This is a genomic window from Aliiglaciecola sp. LCG003 (assembly GCF_030316135.1).
Lineage (GTDB): Bacteria > Pseudomonadota > Gammaproteobacteria > Enterobacterales > Alteromonadaceae > Aliiglaciecola.
The window spans coordinates 1305451-1329231 of sequence record NZ_CP128185.1; the positions used below are offsets into that span (position 1 = coordinate 1305451).

Below are 23781 nucleotides of genomic sequence, written 5' to 3' on the forward strand. Positions count from 1 at the left end.
CCCCCATCTTTAGCAAATACGAGCTGAGTTCGCCGTGCCAACCACCGATTTAACCATTTCTGAATATTGTTCCGCTGGGTATTTAACTAACTTGTGCCGCAGAGATGTGTGTTTTGCATTGCCGCAAGGTTATCAACTTGAATTGGTTGAGTCTGCTATTGATTTCGATGCTCACTTGATCATATTTGGCGAAGGCTTAAATGTTGAGACATTAGGGCAAGTTCAACGTCATTTAGCTGCACATATTGAGATCATAAGTTATTCACGGGGTAATGAAATCAGTACCGGTTTCGCCATTGAAGCAAAAATTAAAATCTTGTCGCCCCAGCAACTTGCCAGTCAAATAGAGTTTACTGCAATAGCGACCCATGCAGAAATTGCGCTATTAACTAAGCGTCCAACGCTGGCCAAGCCCGGCCTGTTGGTCATGGATATGGATAGTACGGTCATCGGTATTGAGTGTATTGATGAGATCGCTAAATTGGCAGGGGTCGGAGAGCAAGTTTCGGAAGTTACCGAGCTGGCTATGCAAGGTAAGTTAGATTTCGCACAGAGTCTAATTAGTCGGGTGAAATGTTTAACCGGTGCTGATGAAGCAATTTTGCAAACCGTTAGAGATGGTTTACCGATCAATCCCGGAATAAGCCCGCTTTTACATCGGTTAAAGCAAGCAAATTGGAAACTTGCTATCGCATCGGGTGGGTTTACCTTTTTTGCCGATTACTTAAAAGACCGCTTAGGCTTGGACTTTTGTATATCGAACCAGTTGGAAATAAAGCAGCAACGACTAACCGGTAGGGTCTTAGGTGATATTGTTAATGCACAAACGAAAGCGGATACTTTGTTGCAATTGGCTACACAGTACGAAATTGATATTGCTCAAACTATTGCCTTGGGCGATGGTGCAAATGACTTGGTGATGATGGGGCAGGCAGGTTTGGGCGTAGCCTATCATGCAAAACCTATTGTGCGTCAACAAGCTGATGCGGCAGTGCGCTTTAGCAGTGCTGACACATTGCTAGCGTATCTAAGCACTGACTCTTAATACTATAGGTACGCGGCTTTATGTTATCATACGTCGGTACACTCTTATCTTTTTAAAACAGTAGAAATGTATACTATGACTGTTCAACAAACGCAAAAATCTGATTTGGCCAATGTTCGCATTGTGCTTGTCAATACATCTCATACTGGCAACATTGGTTCCACCGCACGGGCGATGAAAACCATGGGCCTGAGCCAGCTTATTCTGGTTAACCCTGTTGATAAGCCTGATGGAAAAGCTAGTGCTCTGGCCGCAGGAGCAGGGGATGTGTTGGCTAATGCTAAAATTGTCGACACATTAGAGGAGGCTGTAGCTGACTGTGGTTTAGTCGTTGGCACCAGCGCCCGTTCTCGCACTTTATCCTGGCCGATGCTTGAGCCACGAAGCTGCGGTGAAAAGCTCGTTGCTGAGGTGCAAAAGTATCCTGTAGCCTTGGTTTTTGGCCGTGAAAATAACGGTTTAAGCAATGAAGAATTACAGCAATGTCATTTTCATGTGTGTATTCCAGCCAATCCTGAATACAGTTCTTTGAATTTGGCAGCCGCGGTACAAACGCTATGTTATGAGATTCGTATGGCTTGGTTACACCAAACTGAATTGTCCGAAGAGCAAAATGAGTACCCATTGGCAGAAGAACTTGAGCGTTTTTATAGTCATTTGGAACAAACCCTTTCAAAAACGAATTTCATCATTCCTAAACATCCGGGTATGGTGATGACTAAATTAAGGCGTTTATTCAATCGGGCTAGACCTGAAACCCAAGAGTTAAATATATTGCGTGGGATTTTGGCGTCCATTGATAAATCGATCACAAGTAAAGATTAACTATGTTTGAGAGAATGAAAGAAGATATTCAAAGTGTCTTCCATCGCGATCCCGCTGCCCGCACAACCTTAGAAGTGCTTTTGAATTATCCAGGTCTGCATGCTATCTGGATGCATCGGCTGGCGCACCGTCTTTGGCAGGCTAATTGGAAATTGCTAGGGCGCTGTATTTCTACATTCTCTCGTTGGATGACGGGAATTGAAATTCATCCCGGCGCCACCTTGGGCCGTAGGTTCTTTATTGATCATGGTATGGGGGTCGTGATCGGCGAAACCGCTGAAATTGGTAATGACGTTACCTTGTACCACGGAGTGACCCTTGGCGGCACAAGTTGGAATGGTGGTAAACGACATCCAACCTTAGAGGACAATGTTGTGGTAGGAGCGGGTGCTAAGGTACTTGGTCCAATTACTATGCATAAAGGCGCTAAAGTCGGCTCAAATTCGGTGGTGGTTAAAGACGTACCTGAAAATGCTACTGTGATAGGGATTCCCGGCCGAATTGTGATGCAAAAAGAACAAAAAGATCAGGATAAACATCAACATCGTGATAAAATCGCGCGCAAATATGGGTTTGACGCCTATGCGGTTGCGCCGGACAATCCAGATCCAGTCGCCAATGCTATTGGTATCATGTTAGATCATGTGCATCTTATCGATACCAAAGTTGAGGAAATGTGTAAATCTATCAACGCTATGGGCGGCGATGTGTGTGGAAAATCTTTGCCTTCAATCAATCTGGAAACCTTCCAGGATTCAGGCTTAGTAGATGACATGCAAAGGAACAGAGAAGCTTTTGACCCAAGCATTTGAACGGAGTTAACCCAGTAAAACAGTCAATAATACTTGACTGTTTTACTGGGTTAAATACTTGACTGTTTTAGTAGGGTATGTGACAATTACGCCTATCTTGTTTATGGGTGTTCTATATGAAACTTACTTCCAAAGGCCGATATGCCGTCACTGCTATGCTAGATGTTGCTTTGCATTCTCGCAGAGGCCCAGTGTCATTGGCAGATATCTCCGAGCGACAGGAAATTTCACTTTCATATCTTGAACAACTGTTTTCTCGCTTGAGAAAAGAGCAGTTGGTACAAAGTGTCCGTGGACCCGGTGGTGGTTATAAACTTGGACGTGCAGCCGAAGAAATTGCGGTTGGCGAGGTTATTAAAGCGGTAGACGAATCCGTGGATGCAACACGTTGTCAGGGCAACTCAGATTGCCAAGGCGGGGAGCGTTGTCTTACCCATAGTCTATGGCAAGATTTGAGTGAACGGATCAGCCTTTTTCTAAATGGTATCACCTTAGGTGAACTTATGGCCCAACAAGACGTAAAAACAGTTGCCGGTCGACAAGACAGAAATAAACAACTTAATCATATTGTTGCAAACGAAATTGAAATCAGTTTGCAACTGTAAGTGGAGCAAGCAATGAGCAATATTAATTTACCTATTTACCTTGACTATTCATCTACAACGCCGGTTGACCCGCGTGTTGCACAGAAGATGATAGAATGCTTAACGCTAGAAGGGAATTTCGGTAATCCGGCATCTAGGTCACATAAATTTGGCTGGCATGCAGAAGAAGCAGTAGATATTGCCCGGAACCAAGTGGCTGAATTGGTTAACGCTGACCCACGTGAAATCGTATTTACCTCGGGTGCAACAGAATCGAATAACTTGGCAATTAAAGGTGCTGCGCACTTTTATGCTAAAAAGGGTAAGCATATTATTACCCTTAAAACTGAACACAAAGCAGTACTTGACGCTTGTCGTCAACTAGAGCGTGAAGGTTTTGAAGTGACATACATGGATCCTAAGCCAAATGGCTTGCTGGATTTAGCTGAATTTGAAGACAATCTTCGACCTGATACTGTGCTTGTAAGTATCATGCATGTGAATAATGAAATCGGCGTGATCCAAGATATTGCTGCGATTGGCGAGATATGTCGTGATAAGAAAGTGTTGTTTCATGTTGATGCTGCTCAGAGTACCGGTAAAGTAGAAATCGATTTACAGACGCTTAAAGTCGATATGATGTCTTTTTCAGGCCATAAAACCTATGGTCCAAAAGGGATAGGCGCATTATATGTACGTCGTAAACCTCGTGTTCGCTTAGAAGCGCAAATGCACGGTGGCGGACATGAGCGTGGTATGCGTTCTGGTACCTTGGCAACCCATCAAATCGTTGGTATGGGTGAAGCCTTTAGAATTGCAAAAGAAGAAATGGCCGAAGAAAACGCACGTATTTTAAAATTGCGTGATCGTCTTTGGAATGGCCTAAAAGATATGGAAGAAGTTTATTTAAACGGTGATCTTGAGCACCGTGTGGCAGCAAATCTTAATATTAGCTTCGCTTATGTTGAAGGTGAGTCGCTGATAATGGCACTGAAAGATATGGCGGTTTCGTCAGGCTCTGCTTGTACTTCAGCGAGCCTTGAACCGTCTTATGTGCTGCGAGCGTTAGGCCTAAATGATGAGCTTGCACACAGTTCAATTCGTTTCACTATCGGTCGTTTTACCACCGAAGAAGAAATCGACCATGTCATCAAAGTAGTGCTAAACGCGATTGGTAAATTACGCGAAATGTCACCGCTTTGGGATATGTTTAAAGATGGTGTGGACCTGAGCAAAGTAGAATGGGTTCACCACTAGTTGACAGGTTAAATGCTTAACAAGCATTGCTAGAATTGAGTATTTTTGAGTTTAACGCGCCTTGGCGCAATGAAAGAGGTAAGTAACATGGCTTACAGTGAAAAAGTTATCGATCATTATGAAAACCCTCGTAACGTAGGTGGTTTTGATAAGAATGATCCAAGTATCGCTACTGGCATGGTAGGTGCACCTGCGTGCGGTGACGTAATGAAACTGCAATTGAAAGTGGGTGAAAACGGTATTATCGAAGATGCTAAATTCAAAACTTATGGTTGTGGTTCTGCTATTGCTTCTAGCTCATTGGTTACTGAATGGGTTAAAGGCAAAACCCTAGACGAAGCCGTCACCATTAAGAATACCGATATTGCTGAAGAGTTAGCATTGCCACCAGTGAAAATTCACTGTTCGATCTTGGCTGAAGATGCAATCAAAGCAGCAGTAGAAGACTACAAGTCAAAACACAGCAACGCTTAAGTATCGACGAGGAGCCAGTTTTGGGAATTAAAGTATCTGATGCAGCCGCACAACGAGCACGTAGCTTTCTTACCAATCGCGGTTCGGGACTGGGTTTGCGTCTAGGGGTAAAAACCACGGGATGCTCAGGTTTGGCTTACGTATTGGAATTTGTTGATGAAGCCAATCCTGATGATCAGGTTTTTGAAGACAATGGTATAAAAATCATTATTGATGGTAAGAGTTTGGTTTACCTTGATGGCACCGAGTTGGACTTTGCAAAAGAAGGCCTGAATGAAGGCTTTTTATTCAACAACCCTAATGCTAATGGGGAATGTGGTTGCGGTGAAAGTTTTAATGTTTAACTTTTGCCGTCAATCCAGTTGCCTTCTTCACAACAAAATTTAAAGACTCTTGATGAATTTTTTTGCACTTTTTGGTTTGCCTCAACAGTTCCATATCGACATGGCTGTGTTGTCTGCAACCTACCAATCTCTTGCACAAGTAACTCACCCTGATAAATTTTCAGCTGCTGGTGGTAAAGAAAAACTGCTAGCAGTTCAAAAAAATGCGCAAGTCAATGACGGTTATCAAGTCCTCAAAAAACCACTTAGCCGTGCCGAGCATTTGCTCGAACTACGCGGCCTTGAGTTGCAGCACGAAACCCAGACTATGCAAGACAGTCAATTTTTGATGCAACAAATGGAATGGCGCGAAGAATTGCATGAAATTGAAAAAGCATCAGAGCCAGAGCGCGCATTAGCAGCTTTAGAGCTCCAAATCGCTGCGCAAACTAAACAACATTTTAGCAGACTAGAGTCGTTACTGAATCAGCAGAATGCCGAAGCAGATAAAAACGCCGCCATGGAAGTGCGTAAACTTAAGTTTTTGGAAAAAATGAAAAAAGAAATTGAATTAAAAGAAGATGCGCTATTTGATTACTAAAGCCAATCAGCGGCAAGGTAAGAGACAAGATAAGCGTATAAATAATGACAGGTAATATTTGAATATGGCACTACTCCAAATTGCAGAACCAGGACAAGCCGCTGCCCCTCATCAACGCAAACTCGCTGTTGGTATCGATTTAGGAACAACCAATTCATTAGTTGCTTCAGTGATAAGCGGTAAAGCTGAAACCTTAGTCGACAACAAAGGGCGCGCCATATTGCCATCGGTAGTGCACTACAGCGACAGTGGTATTGATGTTGGAGAAGAGGCTAAACAATCTGCCAATTTAGACCCCGCTAACACTATTGTTTCAGTGAAACGCTTACTCGGCCGAAGTTTACAAGATATTCAGCAACATTATCCTAACTTGCCCTATATATTTGATTCCAGCACTCCAAATGTCAGCATGCAGGTAGCTAATCGCTGGGTTAATCCTATTCAAGTCTCAGCAGATATTTTAGCGACCCTCAAGCTACGCGCAGAGCAAACCCTAGGTGATGAATTGACGGGTGCGGTAGTAACAGTGCCTGCTTACTTTGACGATGGTCAACGTCAAAGCACCAAAGACGCCGCACAATTGGCCGGCTTGCATGTTTTGCGCTTGTTAAACGAGCCCACAGCTGCGGCTATTGCCTATGGTTTAGATTCAGGTCAAGAGGGCGTTATTGCCATTTATGATTTAGGTGGAGGTACCTTTGATATTTCCATTTTACGCTTATCAAAGGGCGTGTTTGAAGTATTGTCTACCGGTGGTGACACGGCGTTAGGAGGAGATGACTTTGATCAGCTAATATTCGAGCATATTTGCCTGCAGGCTAATCTCCCTAATGAAATTTCAATCCACTTACGTCGTCGTTTGTTAGATGATGCCAAAGCTGCTAAAGAAGCATTGAGTTCTGATTCGGCAGCCGAAGTAAGTTTTACCGATGATCAGGGTCAAGTGCACAATGTGGTTATTAGCGCATTGAAATTTGAAGCCATGATTGCCCCATTGATTAAGAAGACTCTGCGAGCGTGTAAGCGTGCAGTAAAAGATGCCGAAATTGAGTTAGATGAAGTACTGCAGGTTGTGATGGTGGGCGGTTCAACACGGGTGCCAACGGTGCGTACGGAAGTCGGGCAGTTCTTTGGCAAAATGCCATTGACCTCGATTGATCCTGATAAAGTGGTCGCTATTGGTGCTGCGATTCAAGCCGATATTCTAGCTGGCAATAAACCTGACAGCGAAATGCTGTTGCTAGATGTGTTGCCTTTATCCCTTGGGATAGAGACCATGGGCGGGTTGACTGAGAAAATAATTCAACGCAATACCACAATTCCCGTTGCCAAGGCACAGGAATTCACTACCTTCAAAGATGGCCAAACTGCGATGATGGTGCATGTGTTACAAGGTGAACGGGAACTGATTAAAGACTGTCGTTCGCTGGCGAAGTTTAATTTGACTGGAATTCCGCCGATGACGGCTGGTGCAGCGCATATCCGTGTGACTTTCCAAGTAGATGCAGACGGTTTATTAAGCGTCACCGCAATGGAAAAATCCTCTGGTGTTAAAGCCGAGATCCAGGTTAAACCTTCTTATGGGCTGGAAGAAGATGAAGTTGCCAACATGCTCAAATCTTCAATGGAAAATGCCCAGCAAGATATGCAAGCTAGGATGTTAAAAGAGCAGCAGGTAGAAGCGGCTAGGGTAGCTGAGTCACTTACCAGCGCGTTACAAAAAGATGGCGCAGATTTGCTCAGTACAGAAGAATTAAACGCCCTTGAGTATGCTATGGCTCAAATGCTTGTGTTAGCTAATCAAGATGATATAGCAGCAATAAAAGCGGCTATAGAACAAGTCGATAATATTAGCCAAGAATTCGCGGCAAGGCGAATGGACAAATCTATTCACAAGGCGTTGGCGGGTCACTCAGTCAACGAATTATAACGATTTAAGAGGATCATAAAATGCCACAAGTTATATTTTTACCCCATGCTGAACTGTGCCCTGATGGCGCGGTATTGGAAGGTAAAAAAGGCACATCCGTGTTAGATGTAGCGTTGCAAAATGGGATTGGCATCGAACATGCTTGCGAGAAAGTGTGTGCCTGCACAACCTGCCATGTTTTGATCCGCGAAGGTCTAGATTCGCTTCCTGAAGGTGATGAGCTAGAAGAAGATATGTTGGACAAGGCTTGGGGTTTAGAGCCAGACTCTCGACTAGGCTGCCAAGCGATTATTCAAGACGAAGATTTGGTGGTAGAAATACCCAAATATACCGTCAATCAAGTGAGCGAAGGCCATTAGTTTTTAAGCTTCTTGCTAGCAAATTCTAAAGGCACCTTACCGTGCCTTTTTTATTATCTAATCGTTCTCTCTTATGAGGACACCCACCGTATTTAGCATGGACAGCCAACGTATTTAGCATGGACAGCCACCGTGTATTTTGCATGGACACCCACCGTATTTAGCATTATTTTGCATGGACACCCACCGTATTTAGCATGGACAGCCAATAAGTCTGCTATCCACTTAAATGTCTTAATTACGCCATGAAACTGCAAATAAACTGTCACTGAATTGTCCATTAACAGTCACTTAAAAACGTCAACATCTTTGTCTTACTGCTCAAGAGTCAACTCCCCTTAAAATATAAAGGCATAAAACATGAGAATAAAAAAAGGTTTAAGTTTGCTTAGCTTGGCATTTGCCGTTCCATTGGGATTATCAGGATGTATGGATGATGGTGAAGATGGTGCTGCAGGAGCGAATGGAACACAGGGTACTCCAGGTATAGTGAGTCTGGTGCGTCAAACAACTTTGTTTAGCGGTGACGCACAATGTTTCCAAGGTGGAACTGAAATCGCATCTGGTCTAGACCATGATGGGGATGCTGTATTAGCAGATTCAGAAGTGACACAAAGCACCGTCCTATGTGCCACAACTCAATTGGAGCAAAATAAACATTTCAATCGTATCGCTGTATTTCCAGTGTGTCAGCAAATCGACGCTACCTGTGATGACAACACTGAAACTTCCGCTGAAATTGTGGCTGCCAATGCTGATGGCACTATGTTGATTTATTCTGATAGCCCTAATCAGCAAATTGGTTTTGTTAATATCAATGATCCGGCTAATCCTATTGCCATGGGAACATTGGCCTTGCCCGGTGAGCCAACTTCAGTGTCTGTCAAAGGCGATTATGCCTTGGTGGGGGTGAATCGTTCCGCAGACTTCATCAATGTTGCCGGTTCATTGGAAGTGGTAGAGATTTCAACTCTGACGATAGTGGCGAACATAGACCTAAGTGGTCAGCCTGATTCTGTCGCAGTGAGTCCTGATGGGCTTTATGCTGCGGTGGTGATAGAAAATGAGCGTGACGAAGACTTAAGTGATGGATCTCCGCCTCAATTGCCTGCTGGAAACCTTCAGATTGTGACGCTAAACGGTTCACCAGACAGCTGGGCTACTTCGACTGTAGCATTAACCGGTATTGCCGATTTATACCCTGATGATCCGGAGCCTGAATTCGTGGATATCAATAGCGACAATATTGCGGTAATTACTCTGCAAGAGAACAACCACATAGTATTGGTTGATTTAACTGACGGTTCAATCGTAAATCACTTTAGCGCTGGAACAGTTAATTTGAACTTAGTAGATAATACAGAAGAGGGCGCATTAATCTCTCAGACCGAATCAGTAAGTGAGATGTTACGAGAACCTGACGGTGTGACTTGGTTATCCACAGAGTACTTTGCAACCGCCGATGAAGGCGATCTAAATGGCGGCGGGCGAGGCTTTACCGTATTTAATACCCACGGGCAGGTGATTTATGCTGCAGGCAACTTCTTGGAGCACCAAACCGCCCGTGTGGGTCATTATCCTGATGAACGCTCTGGTAATAAGGGTAACGAACCTGAAAATGCTGAGTTTGGGGTATTTGGAGATGAACGCTATTTGTTTGTCAATTCAGAACGCTCGAGCTTAGTCTTTGTGTATGATGTTGCCGATTTAACTAAACCGAAATTTAAACAAGTGTTACCTGCAGGTGCCGCACCTGAAGGATCGCTAGCCATTCCGTCTAGAAACTTGTTAGTGGTAGCCAGTGAAGCGGATGATAGAGGTGATAAATTGCGCTCGGTTGTAAATATATATAACTACACCCAGAGCCGGCCTCAATATCCTACCTTAGTCTCGGTCGATCGAACCAACGGCACACCGATTCCGTTTTCTGCATTGTCGGGATTAGCTGCTGACAGGCAAAAGGCAGACTTGGTTTATTCCATAGAAGACAGCTTCTATAAGAGCAATCGTATATTTGCTATTGATGTGGGGCAAACCCCAGCGGTATTAACTGGTGAAATCAATATCAAAGACGAAAATGATGTGTTCGCAGGACTGACAACAGTTGCGCTAGCCGATAGCACAGTGGCAGACGATCACGTTAGTCGCATTGGAGTCTTTGATGAAGCTGATTTAGCCGCGATGATTAACCCTGACAAGACAGTGAATATTGATCCTGAAGGTATTGCTCAAGCCAGCGACGGGGGCTTTTGGATTGCTTCTGAAGGCGCGGGTACTTTGGGAGATGATGAGCGCCCAGTGAATAGCTTGAACCTACTATTTAAAACCGATGCCAGTGGCGTTATCCAACAGGCTATCACCTTACCTGAAGATATCAACGGGAAACAAATCCGTTTTGGTTTCGAAGGGGTGGCTGATTATGACGGTAAAGTATATGTTGCCTTCCAACGGGTGTGGAGTGGTGATGACTCCTTACGTATCGGTGTGTATGACCAGTTAGCGCAAAGCTGGAGCTTCTTGTTTTACCCCCTGGATATGGTTGAATCCCAAAACGGTGGTTGGGTCGGTTTGTCAGACATTGCCTCAATGGGGAATGGCAAATTTTGGGTACTTGAAAGAGATAATCAGGGCGGGCCAGATGCTGCGATAAAACGTATTTATGCCATAGATATTAACGGAGCCGCAGAGGGGGATTTGCTGCGTAAAAGCTTGATCCGTGACTTGATGACAGATTTGCAAGCGCCAAATGGTCTAGTCTACGAAAAAATAGAGGGCCTAGCAGTGACCATTAATGGGGAAGCGATTATTGTCAATGACAATGATGGCGTCGATGATAACAGCGGTGAAATACAATTGATTAATTTGGGCAATATCCAATAATCCAAACCCATTATAGTGACGTAGAGCTCAAACAAGCCCAGTAAATTTACGGGCTTGTTTTTTGGTATAACAAATTAATCTGTAATTAACGTCAGATTAATTAGGTTTTGCGCTGGTTTTTGCTATAATCCGCGCGAAAATTTTATCAACTTTATATTTTATGAACCGGAGACCTGTAAATGGCCTTAGAACGTACTTTTTCCATTATCAAACCTGACGCTGTAGCAAAAAATGTTATCGGTGCTATCTACAATCGTTTCGAGTCCGCTGGTCTGCGCATCGTTGCCTCTAAAATGGTTCACCTGAGCAAAGAACAAGCTGAAGGTTTCTACGCTGAACACAGCGAACGTCCTTTCTTTGGCGCTTTGGTTTCTTTCATGACATCTGGTCCTGTAATGGTTCAGGTTCTTGAAGGCGAAAACGCAGTGTTACGCAACCGTGAAATCATGGGTGCAACTAACCCTACTGATGCGCTAGCTGGAACACTTCGTGCTGATTACGCAGCTTCTATCGACGAAAACGCAGTTCATGGTTCTGATGCACCAGAATCTGCTGCACGTGAGATCGCATATTTCTTCTCTGAAGAAGAAATTTGCCCACGTACTCGATAAGTATTATTTAGATAATACGCAAAGGGGAGCTTAGCTCCCCTTTTGTCGTAGTAATAACTGCTCGAAAATTGTACAATCTGTTGTTTGTTTATTTGAGGTAAATCGTTTTATGTCTGTTATGAGTCAACCTGCTAAAATCAATTTGTTAGATTTTAATCGTCAGGGTTTGCGTGAATTCTTCGATTCTATTGGTGAGAAGCCATTTCGTGCTGATCAGCTAATGAAATGGATCTATCAGCAAGGCGAATCAGACTTTGACAACATGACGAACCTCAATAAAGTTCTCAGAGAAAAACTCAAAGCCAAATGCGTGATCACCGCGCCTGAAATTGCTTATCAGCAAAATGCAACTGACGGAACGATTAAATTCGCCCTCAAGCTGGCTGGTGGACAGGAAGTTGAAACAGTCTGGATCCCTGAAACTGACCGCGCGACCTTGTGTGTATCGTCTCAGGTGGGTTGCGCACTTGAATGTACTTTTTGTTCAACTGCTCAACAAGGTTTCAATCGTAACCTCACAGTGGGTGAGATTATCGGTCAAGTGTGGCGAGTGGCCACTACCATCGGCTTATCCAAAGACACCGCTAAGCGTCCGATTACTAATGTGGTAATGATGGGAATGGGCGAGCCGCTGCTTAATTTGAAAAATGTAGTGCCAGCAATGGATATCATGCTAGACGATTTCGGCTTTGGATTATCCAAACGCCGTGTCACCTTGAGTACCTCTGGCGTGGTCCCTGCACTGGATAAACTCGGTGATATGATTGACGTAGCGTTAGCCATTTCATTGCACGCTCCTAATGATGAGTTGCGTGACGTGTTGGTGCCGGTAAACAAAAAATACCCAATTGAAGAGTTTTTGGCCGGTGTGCGTCGTTATTTAGCCAAATCAAATGCTAACCAAGGACGGGTCACGGTAGAATACGTGATGCTCAACGGTATCAATGACAGCATGGAACAGGCCCATGAATTAGCCAAAGTGCTAAAAGAAACGCCATGTAAGATAAACCTTATTCCATTCAACCCTTATCCGGGTTCTCCGTATACCTGTTCAAGTAATTCACGTATCGATCGCTTTTCAAAAGTGCTAATGGAATATGGTTTTACGGTAGTAGTGCGTAAGACGCGAGGAGATGATATTGACGCCGCATGTGGTCAATTAGTCGGCGAAGTGGTTGATCGCACGAAAAGATTGTTAAAAAAACAGCAAAAGGGTGAACAAATTTCAGTAAAAATGTCCAACTAGTTGGATAAGTGCTGAACAAGCAGTTAGCATGCACTAAGAGGACTTTATGCAAGTGAGTTTTATGCGCAGTTTTTTTATCATCGCCCTAATTTTTCTCTCTGCCTGTGTCAGTGAGCCCCTACCTGACGGATTCAAAGACAGTGATGACTTTGATCCTGTAGTGGCTGCTAAAAATAGGATTTCATTGGGATTAACCTATTTAAAAAATGGCAATTTTAGTCAGGCCAAATTTAATTTAGATAAAGCCTTGCAGTTTGCCCCCAGATTGGCTGATGCTCATTATGGTATTGCTTATTATTATCAGCGGGTTGATGAAACTGAGTTGGCCAGTGAAGCATTTCAAAAAGCTTTAGCTTTCGCACCAAATAATCCCGATATTGCCAACTCTTATGGTGCATTTTTATGTCAGCAGGGGCAGTATCAGCAAGCCAAAAAGTATTTTTTAAAAGCGGTAAATAGTGACAATTATATCTCCACTGCTGAGACCTATGAAAATTTGGCATTGTGTAGTCAAAGTCAAGGGCAGGTAGATGATGCAATGGAGTATTTGCAAAGCGCCTTGAACCATCAACCATCGCGTTCGCAAGCATTATTGTTACTTATTCAGTTACAAATGCAACAGCAACAATGGTCCGAAGCTAAGCAGAATTTGCGTCGTTTAGAAAAAATTTCTAATGTCTCGGCTGAGACATTGTGGATGTCAGTAAATATTGAAAATGCTTTGGGTAATGCCGATTTAGCCAAAGGTTATGGCGACATGTTAATCGCCATGTATCCCACTCATCAAAGGACATTATCCTATATTAAGAACCGCCAGCAGTTCACAGTACCGTCAAGTACAGCTAAAATATCCAAACAGCTTAAACCCGAAACGGCTGAAATTGATCAACAAGATGAAAAGGTTGATAATCAGCCTGATGCAACTGGGAACCCCGCGGCAGCGCAACTGAATAATGTAGCGCCAGAGCCAGGTGTTGTCGCTCAGTCTGATCAGCAACAACCGGAATTGGTAAAACAGCCAGCAGGCAAAGTAACAAACAAAGAAAATGAAGCCACACAATTTCATGTTGTCCAGAAAGGCGAGAATTTATATCGCATTTCGTTAAAATATAACGTGAAAATACAACGATTAGTGGAATGGAATGATTTGCAGGATAGTGCTGCAATTTATGTAGGTAAGCGACTGATTGTCGTGGATCCAGAAACGGTAGAGTAGTGATGACGGACGAACAACAAGAACAACAACAAGTTAAAGTTAAAGGTCCTGGTGCTATCTTAAAAGAAGCAAGAGAAAAGCTTGGGTTATCGGCAGCGGACATAGCGAATAAATTGCACCTTAAGGTCATTAATATTTTAGCCTTAGAAACGGATGAATATGACACAACCATATCAATGACCTTCACTAAAGGGTATTTGAAGTTGTATGCCAAACAAGTCAACGTGCCTGAAGACGTAGTGTTAGAAGCATTGGCTGGCCAGCATATACAGCAAAAAGAGCCAGCTAAATTGCAGAGTTTCTCAAAGCGGGTGGCAAAACAAGCGAATGATGATCGCTTGATGATGTTGACCTATGTGATAGTCGCTGTGCTGATTGCCTTAATCGTGATTTGGTGGGTACAACAAGATTCTAGTGAAGTCAGTTCTACAGGTGTTAGCGTAGCAAAAAACACAGTCAAAGCATCAGATACCGCTACACTTCGAACGGCACAAGATGATGCTCAAGGACAAGATACGACACTTGAGCCAACCCCTGACGATTTAATTGTTAGCGGTCAAAATACACAACAAGAATTTGTGGATGAGACCGTCGAGATGATTGAGGCCGAATCAACAGCGCAACCAGTTATCGAACAAGAAGCGGTTAGCCAAGATGCTGATACGGAAGGACAAGTAATTGAATTGGTATTTGAGTTTTCTGACAACTGCTGGATGAATCTTACTGACGCAACTGGTGAAGCTATTGCTTATGGTGTTAAAAAATCTGGTCGGGTGATGACAGTTTCAGGTGTCAGTCCCTTTGAGGTGACGCTAGGTGCTCCTGAAGTAGTCAAAATTAGTTATGATGGTGTTGAGGTCGATTTATCCAGCATTGAAGCGGGTCAGACTGCTAAATTTTCTCTACCCTTCACACAATAGTTAAAGGTAAGTGTAATGTTTTCCGAGTCTCCAATTATCAGACGTAAATCAACTCGCATTAACGTGGGTTCGGTGCCTATCGGTGACGGCGCGCCTATTGCTGTGCAATCCATGACTAATACACACACCACAGATGTAGCCGCAACTGTTGCTCAAATTAATCGTATTGTAGCCGTGGGTGGTGAGATTGTGCGGGTATCGGTTCCGACTATGGAGGCGGCTGAAGCGTTTAAATTAATTAAACAACAGGTTAGTGTTCCGCTGATTGCCGATATTCATTTTGACTATCGTATCGCCCTGAAAGTAGCTGAATACGGGGTGGATTGCCTGCGCATTAACCCTGGTAATATTGGTAGTATGGATCGTGTTCGCAGCGTGGTGGATTGTGCCAAGGATAACAACATTCCCATCCGCATTGGCGTCAATGGAGGCTCTTTAGAAAAAGAGTTACAGGAAAAATACGGTGAACCAACACCCGAGGCTCTGGTTGAATCCGCCATGCGTCATGTTGATATTCTAGATAAACTGAATTTTGATCAGTTTAAAGTCAGCGTTAAAGCTTCTGATGTGTTCCTAGCCGTTGGGGCCTACCGTGAATTGGCAAAACGAATCGATCAACCTTTGCATTTAGGGATCACTGAGGCGGGCGGTTTCCGCTCTGGCGCTGTAAAAAGTGCAGTGGGATTAGGGATGTTATTAGCAGAAGGAATCGGAGATACCATACGTATTTCTCTTGCCGCCGACCCCATAGAGGAAATCAAAGTAGGCTTTGATATTCTAAAGTCATTACGCATTCGCTCCAGAGGGATAAACTTCATTGCTTGTCCTAGTTGTTCACGACAAGAGTTTGATGTTATCAGCACAGTCAACGCGCTGGAACAGCGGGTAGAAGATATTTTAACGCCAATGGATGTATCTATCATTGGTTGTGTGGTCAACGGTCCTGGAGAGGCCGAAGTGTCTGATTTAGGATTGACTGGAGCGCGCAACATGAGCGGCTTTTATTTAGACGGTAAACGTCAAAAAGAACGTCTTTCAAATGATGATCTTGTCGACCAATTGGAAAAACGCATACGCGCTAAAGCTTCTCAGTTGGATGAAAAGCGCAAAATTGCGATCAAGCAGCTGGGATAAAAAACCAGCTTAAGCTTGTATCAATGCAATCAAAGCCCCTATAATACGGGGCTTTTTTTAAACGCCAATGTGGCGAAAAAACGATTTTAGAGAACTCAATACGTGACCAAACAAATTCAAGCCGTTCGCGGTATGAACGACTGTCTGCCAACTGATTCCGGTTTATGGCAATGGGTCGAAAATCAAATTCGTCAGGTTGTTGCCGGCTACGGTTATCAAGAACTGCGCACGCCTGTTGTCGAAAGCACGGATCTTTTTAAGCGTTCTATCGGTGAAGTAACTGATATTGTTGAGAAAGAAATGTACACCTTTGCTGATCGCAACGGTGACAGCTTAACCCTGCGTCCGGAAAATACAGCAAGCTGTGTGCGGGCGGGTAACGAGCACGGTTTAATTTATAATCAGCAACAGCGCATTTGGTATATGGGTCCGATGTTTCGCCATGAGCGCCCACAAAAAGGCCGCTATCGTCAATTTCATCAATTTGGTATTGAAACCTTCGGTATCGAAGGACCAGACATTGACGCTGAAGTGATCATGTTATCTGCTCGTCTTTGGAAGCAATTTGGTATCAGCGAACATGTGACGCTGGAACTTAATTCTTTAGGTTCCAATGCGGCTAGAGCACACTATCGCGAGCTGTTGACAGCTTATCTGCGCGACCGCAAGGACCAGTTAGATGAAGATAGTATCAGGCGCCTAGAGACCAATCCACTGCGGGTATTAGACAGTAAAAACCCGGACGTACAAGCTGTCATTTTGGATGCGCCGAAATTAATAGACCATTTAGATGCCGAATCTAAGCAGCATTTTGAAGGTCTATGCAGCAAGCTTGACCAACTAGGTGTAGCTTACCGAATTAACCCAAGCTTGGTCAGAGGTTTAGATTATTATAATCGCACTGTATTTGAGTGGGTTACCGATAGTCTTGGCACCCAAGGAACCGTTTGTGCAGGCGGACGTTATGACGGCTTAGTTGAGCAGTTAGGCGGCAAACCCAGTCCTGCAGTTGGTTTTGCTATGGGCATTGAGCGACTAGTGCTGATGCTGCAAACCTTAGATTTGACCTCAGCGGTACCTGATACTGTTAATGTTTATGTTACCTCCTTGGGCGAGTCGGCGGAACTTTACGCCATGAAATTGTCTGAGGAACTAAGAGATTCACTTCCAGCACTGCGTGTTCAAACTCATTGTGGTGGTGGGAACCTTAAAAAACAAATGAAGCGGGCTGATAAAAGCGGCGCTCCTATCGTGTTGGTGTTAGGCGAAAACGAAATAAATGAACAAGTTGTGGTGATCAAATTTTTACGTGAGGATAAGCCTCAGGTATCAATTGTTCGTCACGAATTAATCGCCTTTATCGAAAATTATTTTAATTAAAAGATTTTACGCGCCCTGATTGGCGTGTGTTGTACGAGGAAAAATACAATGGAACAGTTCGTTACAGAAGATCAACAAGTCGAAGCGATTAAACGTTTTTGGAAAGAAAACGGTTTGGCCATAGCCGCGGGCGTAGTGCTAGGTATTGGTGGTCTGTATGGCTGGCGTTGGTATAACGACACACAACTTGCCGAGAAAGAGAGTGCATCAAAGGCATACGAAAATGTGCTATTAACCCTAAGTGCTGATAATACCGCTGATGCGAAAGCTTTTGTTGATTCTCATACTGGTGGTTACTCGGTGTTAACAGCTTTACAGTTAGCAAAACTTGCCGTGGACAATAAAGATTTAGTCGAAGCATCTAAGCAACTGTCTTTTGTAGCAGATAATGCCAGCGATGCTGCGATAAAAAGCGTCGCCAATCTGCGCTTAGCCCGTATCCAGATTGATTTGAAAGAGTATGATAAAGCACTAGCAACATTAGCGCTTATCGCCCAAGAATCTTTCGTCAGTCAAGTGGCTGAGATCAAGGGTGACGTGTATGTTAATCAACAAAAAATTGAAGACGCTCGTAAAGCCTATAATGAATCTTTAGCGGCGGACGCTAACAATCAGTTAGTTAAAATGAAACTGGATGATTTGTCGGTTGCTGCCAATGGGTAATATGTTTTCAACACTAAGCTGGACCAAAGGGCTAGTGCTGATTGCAGTCTTGTCTTTAGGCGGTTGTTCAACTATATCAGGCTGGTTTACCGATGATGAAGAACTTGAAATTCGCACCCTAAAACCAATTGAAGCGCAATTTGAAGCGAAACGAATCTGGAGCCAGGATTTATCCGGTGGGGTAGATTTTTATTACTCACGATTACGTCCTGCTTTAGCTTACGATAAGGTTTATGCCGCCAGTCGACAAGGCACAGTTGCTGCTTTTGATGAAACTAGCGGTAAAGAAATCTGGAAGCGTGACTTGGCTACCTATCCCAATGATAGTTGGTTTAGCTTCATCAGTAATATATGGTCATCAGGCATTTCAGCTAAAATCTCCGGTGGCTTGACCATCAGTTACGAAACCGTTTTTTTCGGTACTGAAGACGGCGAGGTTTTTGCTTTGGATGCCAATACGGGTGAAACCAAGTGGCGGGTGAAAGTTCGCGGCGAAGTGATAGCCCCGCCAGCAGTAGATGAGCAAGTTGTGGTGGTTAACACAGGCTCTGGTACCTTGTTTGCGTTAAATGCAACCACAGGTGAGCAACTTTGGAGTTATGATTCCGACGTGCCAGCCCTAAGCTTACGCGGTATTTCAACCCCTGTAGCGGTTAATGGTGGCGCAATCGTAGGTACTGCGACAGGTAAATTAGTGGTAAATATTCTAGCCAGCGGTCAAACCGCTTGGGAAGAAACCATTTCTGCCCCCTCTGGCGCGACAGAATTAGAACGTATTGTTGATATCGATAGTGAGCCAGTCGTGTTGGCCGGTATTATTTATGTGATCTCATTTGACGGTACGCTAGCATCAGTGGAATTGCGTACCGGTCGAATTATCTGGAAACGAGAATACAATTCGTATCGCCGGATTGGCGTGGCGGGTAATAGCCTTTATGTGACTGATGTAAACAGTAATATGTACAGTATTGATCGCCGAAATGGGGTAGAGCTGTGGAGTCAAAGTGCCCTTAAAAAGCGTAACTTGACCGCTCCTGAGCCCATTGGAGATTATGTCGTGGTAGGCGACAAATATGGTTACCTACATTGGATGAATCAATCTGATGGACAAATTGTAGCTCGTATGGATATTGGTGGTGACGACGAGGATGAAGGTATCTATGTTGAGCCAGTGACCAACGGCAATAAATTATATGCACAGACCCGTGATGGCGAATTGGTAGCCATTGAGGTACCTGCTCTTTAGTCTAGATTAAATAGCCTGATTTTGGTTAGGTTATAGTCAAAATAGACGCTATATTTAAAGACGGCTCAACGGTCGATAAGAACGTTTGAGCCGTCCTTGTTTTTGATGGAAAAAATATATGTTACCTGTTGTTGCCCTTGTCGGCAGACCTAATGTCGGCAAATCTACCTTGTTCAACCGTTTAACGAATACTCGTGACGCCTTGGTGGCGGACTATCCTGGACTGACCCGTGACCGTAAATATGGTCAGGCAAAGTATGAGGGGCTGCAATTTATCGTTGTTGATACTGGTGGGATAAGCGGTGATGAACAAGGCATCGATGCGGAAATGGCGGAACAGTCGTTATTGGCCATAGATGAAGCCGATGTGGTTCTCTTTCTGGTTGATGCTCGCGCAGGGTTAACACCTGATGATATGGCCATCGCTAACCATTTACGTAAGCAAGAAAAAACCGTTTATCTGGTGGCAAACAAAGTTGATGGGATTGATGGTGACAGCGAAAGTGCAGAATTCTATTCGCTTGGATTGGGCGAAATCTCGCAAATAGCTGCCACCCATGGACGAGGCGTAACCCAGTTATTGGAACGCTCAATGCAGCCACTAGAAGCTTTATTTCCGGATATGCATATTCCCGAAGCGGTGCGTAATGATGATGATGAAGACGCTGATGCCCAGCTTGAAAGGCTGCAGAGTCTACCGATTAAACTTGCCATAGTCGGTAAACCCAATGTGGGTAAATCTACCCTGACCAATCGTATCCTTGGGGAAGAGCGGGTAGTTGTATTCGATATGCCAGGCACCACTCGCGATAGTATTTTCATTCCGATGGAGCGCGATGGTCGTGAGTACGTCCTGATTGATACAGCAGGTGTGCGCAAACGTAAAAGAGTGGCAGATGCGGTTGAGAAATTCTCAATTATCAAAACCCTACAAGCGATCGAAGAAGCCAACGTAGTATTGCTGTGTATTGATGCCCGTGAAGGGATCAGTGAGCAAGATTTGAGTTTGCTAGGCTTCGTGTTAAATGCCGGTCGTTCTTTGGTCATTGCGGTGAATAAATGGGATGGCTTAAATAAAGATGTTAAAGAAGAGATTAAGCGCGAACTCGATCGTCGTTTAGGCTTTGTTGATTTCGCCCGTATCCACTTTATCTCTGCTTTGCATGGTACTGGCGTAGGTCACTTATTCGAGTCGGTGCAGGAAGCCTATGCTTCTGCCACTAAACGGATCAATACCTCAATGTTGACTCGTATCATGGAGATGGCACAAGATGATCACCAACCACCAATGGTTCGCAGTCGTAGAGTGAAGATGAAATACGCCCATGCGGGCGGTTATAACCCGCCGGTTATCATTATTCACGGTAACCAAGTTGAAGATTTACCGGATGCTTACAAGCGTTATATGATGAATTACTACCGTAAGTCGCTGCAAACAATGGGCACGCCAATTCGAATAGTATTCCGTGAAGGCGCTAACCCATTTGAAGGCAAGGTGAATAAACTTACGTTATCTCAAGAGCGTAAACGTAAGCGTTTGATGTCACACCATAAGAGAAAGTAGCCATTATAGCAGGCGCGGATACAGTCACTTGCTGTCTGTACCCGCAGTTGCTGCGTTATTGAATCAGATCTAACTGTTTTTCTGCGGTATCAGTTTGTAGGCCAAAGTGTCCTAGCGTGTACGTGTACGAATTATCTTCATTCCAAACCCTGCTACTGTGTAACCCCCCCACGCTGCAAACCCCTGTGGAGCAAACAACTTGATCGATATTACTCTTAATCGAATACACCTTACTACCAAGTGGCACCCCATAGAGTCCATCTAAGAATGGGCTTTGCACCGACAGTCCATAATAACCGCAAGTAGAATTCCACACATTAAACGGATACACACCACAGCTCCATAATCCTCTAAATGCCCCTGCGATACCGACAAATGTATCTACATTGGCGGATGCATTTAACTTACTGATTTGCTGTGCCGCCAGAGTCGCGCCCATCGAGTGGCCGATTACGTCGATTTTGCCAGTACATGAATTAGCGATGGCATCACTTATGGCCTGACGCACGGGGGTCTCTTCACTTCCGCTATGATTGTTGCAGGTAGCGCAATATTTAGAGCCCCAGTTAGGACGGTAAATATCTGAACTTGTATAGCCATTGCTTAGAAGTAAGTTGTAAGTATTATCCCAACTGCTAGGAGTTGCCGTATTGCCATGAACTAAAACGACAGCGTCTTTACAGCCACTTGCATAAGCGTTTATGGATATTGATAGGAATGCAAGCAAAGTGGTAGTGATTATTTTCAACATAATTTAATGCTCTTTTTTATTGGAGCAATAAAATTAGTTGCGAAACGCTAATAAAGACATAGTACTTTAGTACAGCGGCTAGACTTAGCCCCAATTTAGAGGGCCATTTAGTTAAGGCCGTTAACCGTATTTTCTAGGCTGGCTAGTCATTGAGTACAATTCGTGATTCTGTAGAGAGCAAATTAGCACCGTGAAATATCATTAGCAGTGCGGCTTTTGAGCCCAGGGAGTATCTGGTGGAGATTTGTCTACGCTTCTATATTTCAACGACTGGTAAGCCGCGATGAGGCTTATTTATAGCACAGTGTAGATACCTCACAGAAAACCGAGATAGCGGTTTGAAAAATAGATCACGTCAGGTTAGGATTGGATTCCTAAGGTTCTGCTCTGGGTGCAAGCAGCATAGGTCGTCTTTTTGCTTTACACACGTTTGGTAGGCTTGGGTAGTTTATCGAAGATGTCGGCAGCGGATATTGTTATGATCATTGTGATTGGATCACGGTTTGCTCAGACGGGCAATTTAGGCCCGTTGTTTCTAGCTGGAATGGAAATTTAATTTGTGGCATACACAACTTTAGCTAGGTGACAGATGTAGATTATTGTCGTTAGTGTAGGGCTAATCTCGGCAAGTCTCCCATTTGTGCAACCAGGCCAAAATTACTGCTATTTGTTTTACAGGGTTTGCTGGGACGGGGTGATAGATACTAGAGTAATACTTATCAAGAAAAGTTATAGAAGGGTGGAAATTGTCTAATTTTAACAATAGGTTGGCAACACAAGAAGATATTCCTGAGATTACTGCACTGATGCAACTCTCGATTTTGGAAAATATGAAGTCGTTCCTTACTGCTAAGGAGATTGAAGCGGCCCAGCAAACAATGGGAGTAGACGTGACCCTAATTGAGGACAATACCTACTTCGTTATTGAAAGCATAGAGCATGAAAAAACGGTTATGGTTGGCTGTGGCGGATGGGGAAAACGTCGAACCTTGTATGGCGGTGCGCACACCCTAGGTCGAGACGATTCTTATAGCGATCCAGCAGTAGATGCCGCTAGAGTTCGAGCCATGTATACCCATCCATCTTGGGTGCGTTGTGGTGTGGGGACAATGCTGCTTGAGCTCAGTGAAGCAGCAGCCCGAGATGCTGGATTCAAATTAATCGAGCTTGGCGCAACCATCCCCGGCGAACCTTTGTATCTTGCCCGAGGCTACAAGGAGGTCAGTAGAAACTCGCACTTGACTGCTGACGGGGTTAATAGTGTAGTGATAAAGATGCAAAAACGATTGTAAAGGGTTACAAAACGAAGGAACTGTCTTGCTGCTGGCGACTTTTGGGTCTGTGGTGCTGTTTCTCATGATTGTAGAAGGAATAGGGTTTAATGTCTTATCTATTCTGCTTTCAGTTCTTTGTGATTGATTCTGCTCGTACCTAAGCTTCAATAATATAAAGTGATATATCTATTATCATCTGACTTAAATTTTGCAAAATGATCAGTTTGTTTAGCTCATGGAATAAGCAATGAAAAAAGAACATATAGGAAGCGTTTACAGGGTATTTGGAATCACTCGCTAAGCTTTTTGGCAAAATAGAATCTAGTGTTGATGGTGACACCTCAATTTTAGAGGCAAGGTTAATAGATGATATGTTGCCGCTTTATACTCAAGCTGAAATCGCGGCGAGTTTTGCATTGCGGACAAGCTGTCCTATCGTGAATGTCCTCCTCGGATCTTTTGTACATTGGCAGCATTTCCGTTATGGCGGGTTCGGTTAAAGTAAGCTTAACTACTTCAGCGTTTTTAAATAACTTTGCGCGGGCGAATTTCTTTTTCCATTTGAGTGTGGTTTACGTCATTGCACGATCTAGGGGGATCTCCATCACTAAGGGGGATTATGATGGATTTCCATTTGAATAATAAGTCACTTCCGTTTGGCGCAGCGCATCATTTGCAAGTGCTTG

The 23781-nt window shown here is 44.0% G+C and carries 24 protein-coding genes; 23 read left to right on the forward strand and 1 reads right to left on the reverse strand.

Annotated features, from left to right (window positions below; all coding sequences use genetic code 11):
- The first annotated feature begins 34 nt into the window (after nt 1-34).
- The 20 genes from serB (at nt 35) to der (ending at nt 21070) form a co-directional block, all read left to right on the forward strand.
- The gene (gene serB, locus QR722_RS05515; RefSeq protein ID WP_286286031.1) at nt 35-1045 is read left to right on the forward strand and encodes a phosphoserine phosphatase SerB; all 1011 of its coding nucleotides are present in this window, start codon (nt 35-37) and stop codon (nt 1043-1045) included.
- Nucleotides 1046-1120: 75 nt separating this feature from the next.
- Nucleotides 1121-1870, forward strand: coding sequence for a tRNA (cytosine(32)/uridine(32)-2'-O)-methyltransferase TrmJ (trmJ, locus tag QR722_RS05520; protein ID WP_286286034.1), 750 nt, complete (start codon nt 1121-1123; stop codon nt 1868-1870).
- Nucleotides 1871-1872: 2 nt separating this feature from the next.
- Nucleotides 1873-2682, forward strand: a complete 810-nt coding sequence (gene cysE, locus QR722_RS05525; protein WP_286286036.1) for a serine O-acetyltransferase — start codon at nt 1873-1875, stop codon at nt 2680-2682.
- A 116-nt stretch (nt 2683-2798) separates the two neighbouring features.
- Nucleotides 2799-3287 (forward strand): Fe-S cluster assembly transcriptional regulator IscR, encoded by a 489-nt coding sequence (gene iscR, locus QR722_RS05530; RefSeq protein WP_286286038.1) that lies wholly within the window; start codon nt 2799-2801, stop codon nt 3285-3287.
- Between the two features lie 12 nt (nt 3288-3299).
- Nucleotides 3300-4523 (forward strand): IscS subfamily cysteine desulfurase, encoded by a 1224-nt coding sequence (locus QR722_RS05535; protein WP_286286040.1) that lies wholly within the window; start codon nt 3300-3302, stop codon nt 4521-4523.
- 87 nt (nt 4524-4610) lie between these two features.
- Complete coding sequence (gene iscU / locus QR722_RS05540) at nt 4611-4997, forward strand: Fe-S cluster assembly scaffold IscU (protein ID WP_286286041.1); 387 nt, start codon at nt 4611-4613, stop codon at nt 4995-4997.
- 20 nt (nt 4998-5017) lie between these two features.
- Nucleotides 5018-5341, forward strand: coding sequence for an iron-sulfur cluster assembly protein IscA (iscA, locus tag QR722_RS05545; protein WP_286286043.1), 324 nt, complete (start codon nt 5018-5020; stop codon nt 5339-5341).
- A 52-nt stretch (nt 5342-5393) separates the two neighbouring features.
- A complete protein-coding gene (hscB, locus tag QR722_RS05550) occupies nt 5394-5921 on the forward strand; it encodes a co-chaperone HscB (protein ID WP_286286045.1) in 528 nt (175 codons plus the stop codon).
- Between the two features lie 64 nt (nt 5922-5985).
- A complete protein-coding gene (gene hscA, locus QR722_RS05555; RefSeq protein WP_286286046.1) occupies nt 5986-7851 on the forward strand; it encodes a Fe-S protein assembly chaperone HscA in 1866 nt (621 codons plus the stop codon).
- Between the two features lie 20 nt (nt 7852-7871).
- Nucleotides 7872-8210 (forward strand): ISC system 2Fe-2S type ferredoxin, encoded by a 339-nt coding sequence (gene fdx / locus QR722_RS05560; RefSeq protein ID WP_286286048.1) that lies wholly within the window; start codon nt 7872-7874, stop codon nt 8208-8210.
- 360 nt (nt 8211-8570) lie between these two features.
- Nucleotides 8571-11090 (forward strand): esterase-like activity of phytase family protein, encoded by a 2520-nt coding sequence (locus QR722_RS05565; RefSeq protein ID WP_286286050.1) that lies wholly within the window; start codon nt 8571-8573, stop codon nt 11088-11090.
- A 179-nt stretch (nt 11091-11269) separates the two neighbouring features.
- Nucleotides 11270-11701 (forward strand): nucleoside-diphosphate kinase, encoded by a 432-nt coding sequence (gene ndk, locus QR722_RS05570; protein WP_286286052.1) that lies wholly within the window; start codon nt 11270-11272, stop codon nt 11699-11701.
- A 109-nt stretch (nt 11702-11810) separates the two neighbouring features.
- A complete protein-coding gene (rlmN, locus tag QR722_RS05575; protein ID WP_286286054.1) occupies nt 11811-12947 on the forward strand; it encodes a dual-specificity RNA methyltransferase RlmN in 1137 nt (378 codons plus the stop codon).
- Nucleotides 12948-12993: 46 nt separating this feature from the next.
- The gene (gene pilW / locus QR722_RS05580; protein ID WP_286286056.1) at nt 12994-14163 is read left to right on the forward strand and encodes a type IV pilus biogenesis/stability protein PilW; all 1170 of its coding nucleotides are present in this window, start codon (nt 12994-12996) and stop codon (nt 14161-14163) included.
- A gap of 2 nt (nt 14164-14165) precedes the next feature.
- The gene (locus tag QR722_RS05585; RefSeq protein WP_286286058.1) at nt 14166-15083 is read left to right on the forward strand and encodes a RodZ domain-containing protein; all 918 of its coding nucleotides are present in this window, start codon (nt 14166-14168) and stop codon (nt 15081-15083) included.
- 15 nt (nt 15084-15098) lie between these two features.
- Complete coding sequence (gene ispG / locus QR722_RS05590; protein ID WP_286286059.1) at nt 15099-16217, forward strand: flavodoxin-dependent (E)-4-hydroxy-3-methylbut-2-enyl-diphosphate synthase; 1119 nt, start codon at nt 15099-15101, stop codon at nt 16215-16217.
- A gap of 102 nt (nt 16218-16319) precedes the next feature.
- Nucleotides 16320-17597 (forward strand): histidine--tRNA ligase, encoded by a 1278-nt coding sequence (gene hisS, locus QR722_RS05595; protein WP_286286062.1) that lies wholly within the window; start codon nt 16320-16322, stop codon nt 17595-17597.
- A gap of 48 nt (nt 17598-17645) precedes the next feature.
- Nucleotides 17646-18260 carry a YfgM family protein gene (locus tag QR722_RS05600; protein WP_286286064.1) on the forward strand — a complete coding sequence of 205 codons (615 nt, stop codon included), beginning with the start codon at nt 17646-17648 and terminating at the stop codon, nt 18258-18260.
- Nucleotide 18261: 1 nt separating this feature from the next.
- On the forward strand, nt 18262-19506 hold the full coding sequence (bamB, locus tag QR722_RS05605; protein ID WP_502872464.1) for an outer membrane protein assembly factor BamB: 1245 nt from the start codon (nt 18262-18264) through the stop codon (nt 19504-19506).
- 118 nt (nt 19507-19624) lie between these two features.
- Nucleotides 19625-21070, forward strand: a complete 1446-nt coding sequence (der, locus tag QR722_RS05610) for a ribosome biogenesis GTPase Der (protein ID WP_286286067.1) — start codon at nt 19625-19627, stop codon at nt 21068-21070.
- A gap of 55 nt (nt 21071-21125) precedes the next feature.
- On the opposite strand, the gene QR722_RS05615 is transcribed toward der, so the two are convergent.
- Nucleotides 21126-21821, reverse strand: a complete 696-nt coding sequence (locus QR722_RS05615) for an esterase/lipase family protein (protein ID WP_286286068.1) — start codon at nt 21819-21821, stop codon at nt 21126-21128.
- 746 nt (nt 21822-22567) lie between these two features.
- Between QR722_RS05615 and QR722_RS05620 the strand changes: the two genes are divergently transcribed.
- The 3 genes from QR722_RS05620 (at nt 22568) to QR722_RS19385 (ending at nt 23737) form a co-directional block, all read left to right on the forward strand.
- A complete protein-coding gene (locus QR722_RS05620; RefSeq protein ID WP_286286069.1) occupies nt 22568-23113 on the forward strand; it encodes a GNAT family N-acetyltransferase in 546 nt (181 codons plus the stop codon).
- A 266-nt stretch (nt 23114-23379) separates the two neighbouring features.
- Nucleotides 23380-23595 carry a DUF1993 family protein gene (locus QR722_RS19380; protein ID WP_502872455.1) on the forward strand — a complete coding sequence of 72 codons (216 nt, stop codon included), beginning with the start codon at nt 23380-23382 and terminating at the stop codon, nt 23593-23595.
- A complete protein-coding gene (locus QR722_RS19385; RefSeq protein WP_353506907.1) occupies nt 23579-23737 on the forward strand; it encodes a DUF1993 family protein in 159 nt (52 codons plus the stop codon). The genes QR722_RS19380 and QR722_RS19385 overlap by 17 nt, the downstream gene beginning before the upstream one ends.
- Nucleotides 23738-23781: the final 44 nt, after the last annotated feature.

Excerpts from the sequence above, each read along its gene's own strand:
- trmJ (WP_286286034.1), top strand. The coding sequence starts at position 1,121 with ATGACTGTTCAACAAACGCAAAAATCTGATTTGGCCAATGTTCGCATT.
- cysE (WP_286286036.1), top strand. The coding sequence starts at position 1,873 with ATGTTTGAGAGAATGAAAGAAGATATTCAAAGTGTCTTCCATCGCGAT.
- iscR (WP_286286038.1), top strand. The coding sequence starts at position 2,799 with ATGAAACTTACTTCCAAAGGCCGATATGCCGTCACTGCTATGCTAGAT.
- QR722_RS05535 (WP_286286040.1), top strand. The coding sequence starts at position 3,300 with ATGAGCAATATTAATTTACCTATTTACCTTGACTATTCATCTACAACG.
- iscU (WP_286286041.1), top strand. The coding sequence starts at position 4,611 with ATGGCTTACAGTGAAAAAGTTATCGATCATTATGAAAACCCTCGTAAC.
- hscB (WP_286286045.1), top strand. The coding sequence starts at position 5,394 with ATGAATTTTTTTGCACTTTTTGGTTTGCCTCAACAGTTCCATATCGAC.
- hscA (WP_286286046.1), top strand. The coding sequence starts at position 5,986 with ATGGCACTACTCCAAATTGCAGAACCAGGACAAGCCGCTGCCCCTCAT.
- fdx (WP_286286048.1), top strand. The coding sequence starts at position 7,872 with ATGCCACAAGTTATATTTTTACCCCATGCTGAACTGTGCCCTGATGGC.
- QR722_RS05565 (WP_286286050.1), top strand. The coding sequence starts at position 8,571 with ATGAGAATAAAAAAAGGTTTAAGTTTGCTTAGCTTGGCATTTGCCGTT.
- ndk (WP_286286052.1), top strand. The coding sequence starts at position 11,270 with ATGGCCTTAGAACGTACTTTTTCCATTATCAAACCTGACGCTGTAGCA.
- rlmN (WP_286286054.1), top strand. The coding sequence starts at position 11,811 with ATGTCTGTTATGAGTCAACCTGCTAAAATCAATTTGTTAGATTTTAAT.
- pilW (WP_286286056.1), top strand. The coding sequence starts at position 12,994 with ATGCAAGTGAGTTTTATGCGCAGTTTTTTTATCATCGCCCTAATTTTT.
- QR722_RS05585 (WP_286286058.1), top strand. The coding sequence starts at position 14,166 with ATGACGGACGAACAACAAGAACAACAACAAGTTAAAGTTAAAGGTCCT.
- ispG (WP_286286059.1), top strand. The coding sequence starts at position 15,099 with ATGTTTTCCGAGTCTCCAATTATCAGACGTAAATCAACTCGCATTAAC.
- QR722_RS05600 (WP_286286064.1), top strand. The coding sequence starts at position 17,646 with ATGGAACAGTTCGTTACAGAAGATCAACAAGTCGAAGCGATTAAACGT.
- bamB (WP_502872464.1), top strand. The coding sequence starts at position 18,262 with ATGTTTTCAACACTAAGCTGGACCAAAGGGCTAGTGCTGATTGCAGTC.
- der (WP_286286067.1), top strand. The coding sequence starts at position 19,625 with ATGTTACCTGTTGTTGCCCTTGTCGGCAGACCTAATGTCGGCAAATCT.
- QR722_RS05615 (WP_286286068.1), bottom strand. The coding sequence starts at position 21,821 with ATGTTGAAAATAATCACTACCACTTTGCTTGCATTCCTATCAATATCC.
- QR722_RS19385 (WP_353506907.1), top strand. The coding sequence starts at position 23,579 with ATGGCGGGTTCGGTTAAAGTAAGCTTAACTACTTCAGCGTTTTTAAAT.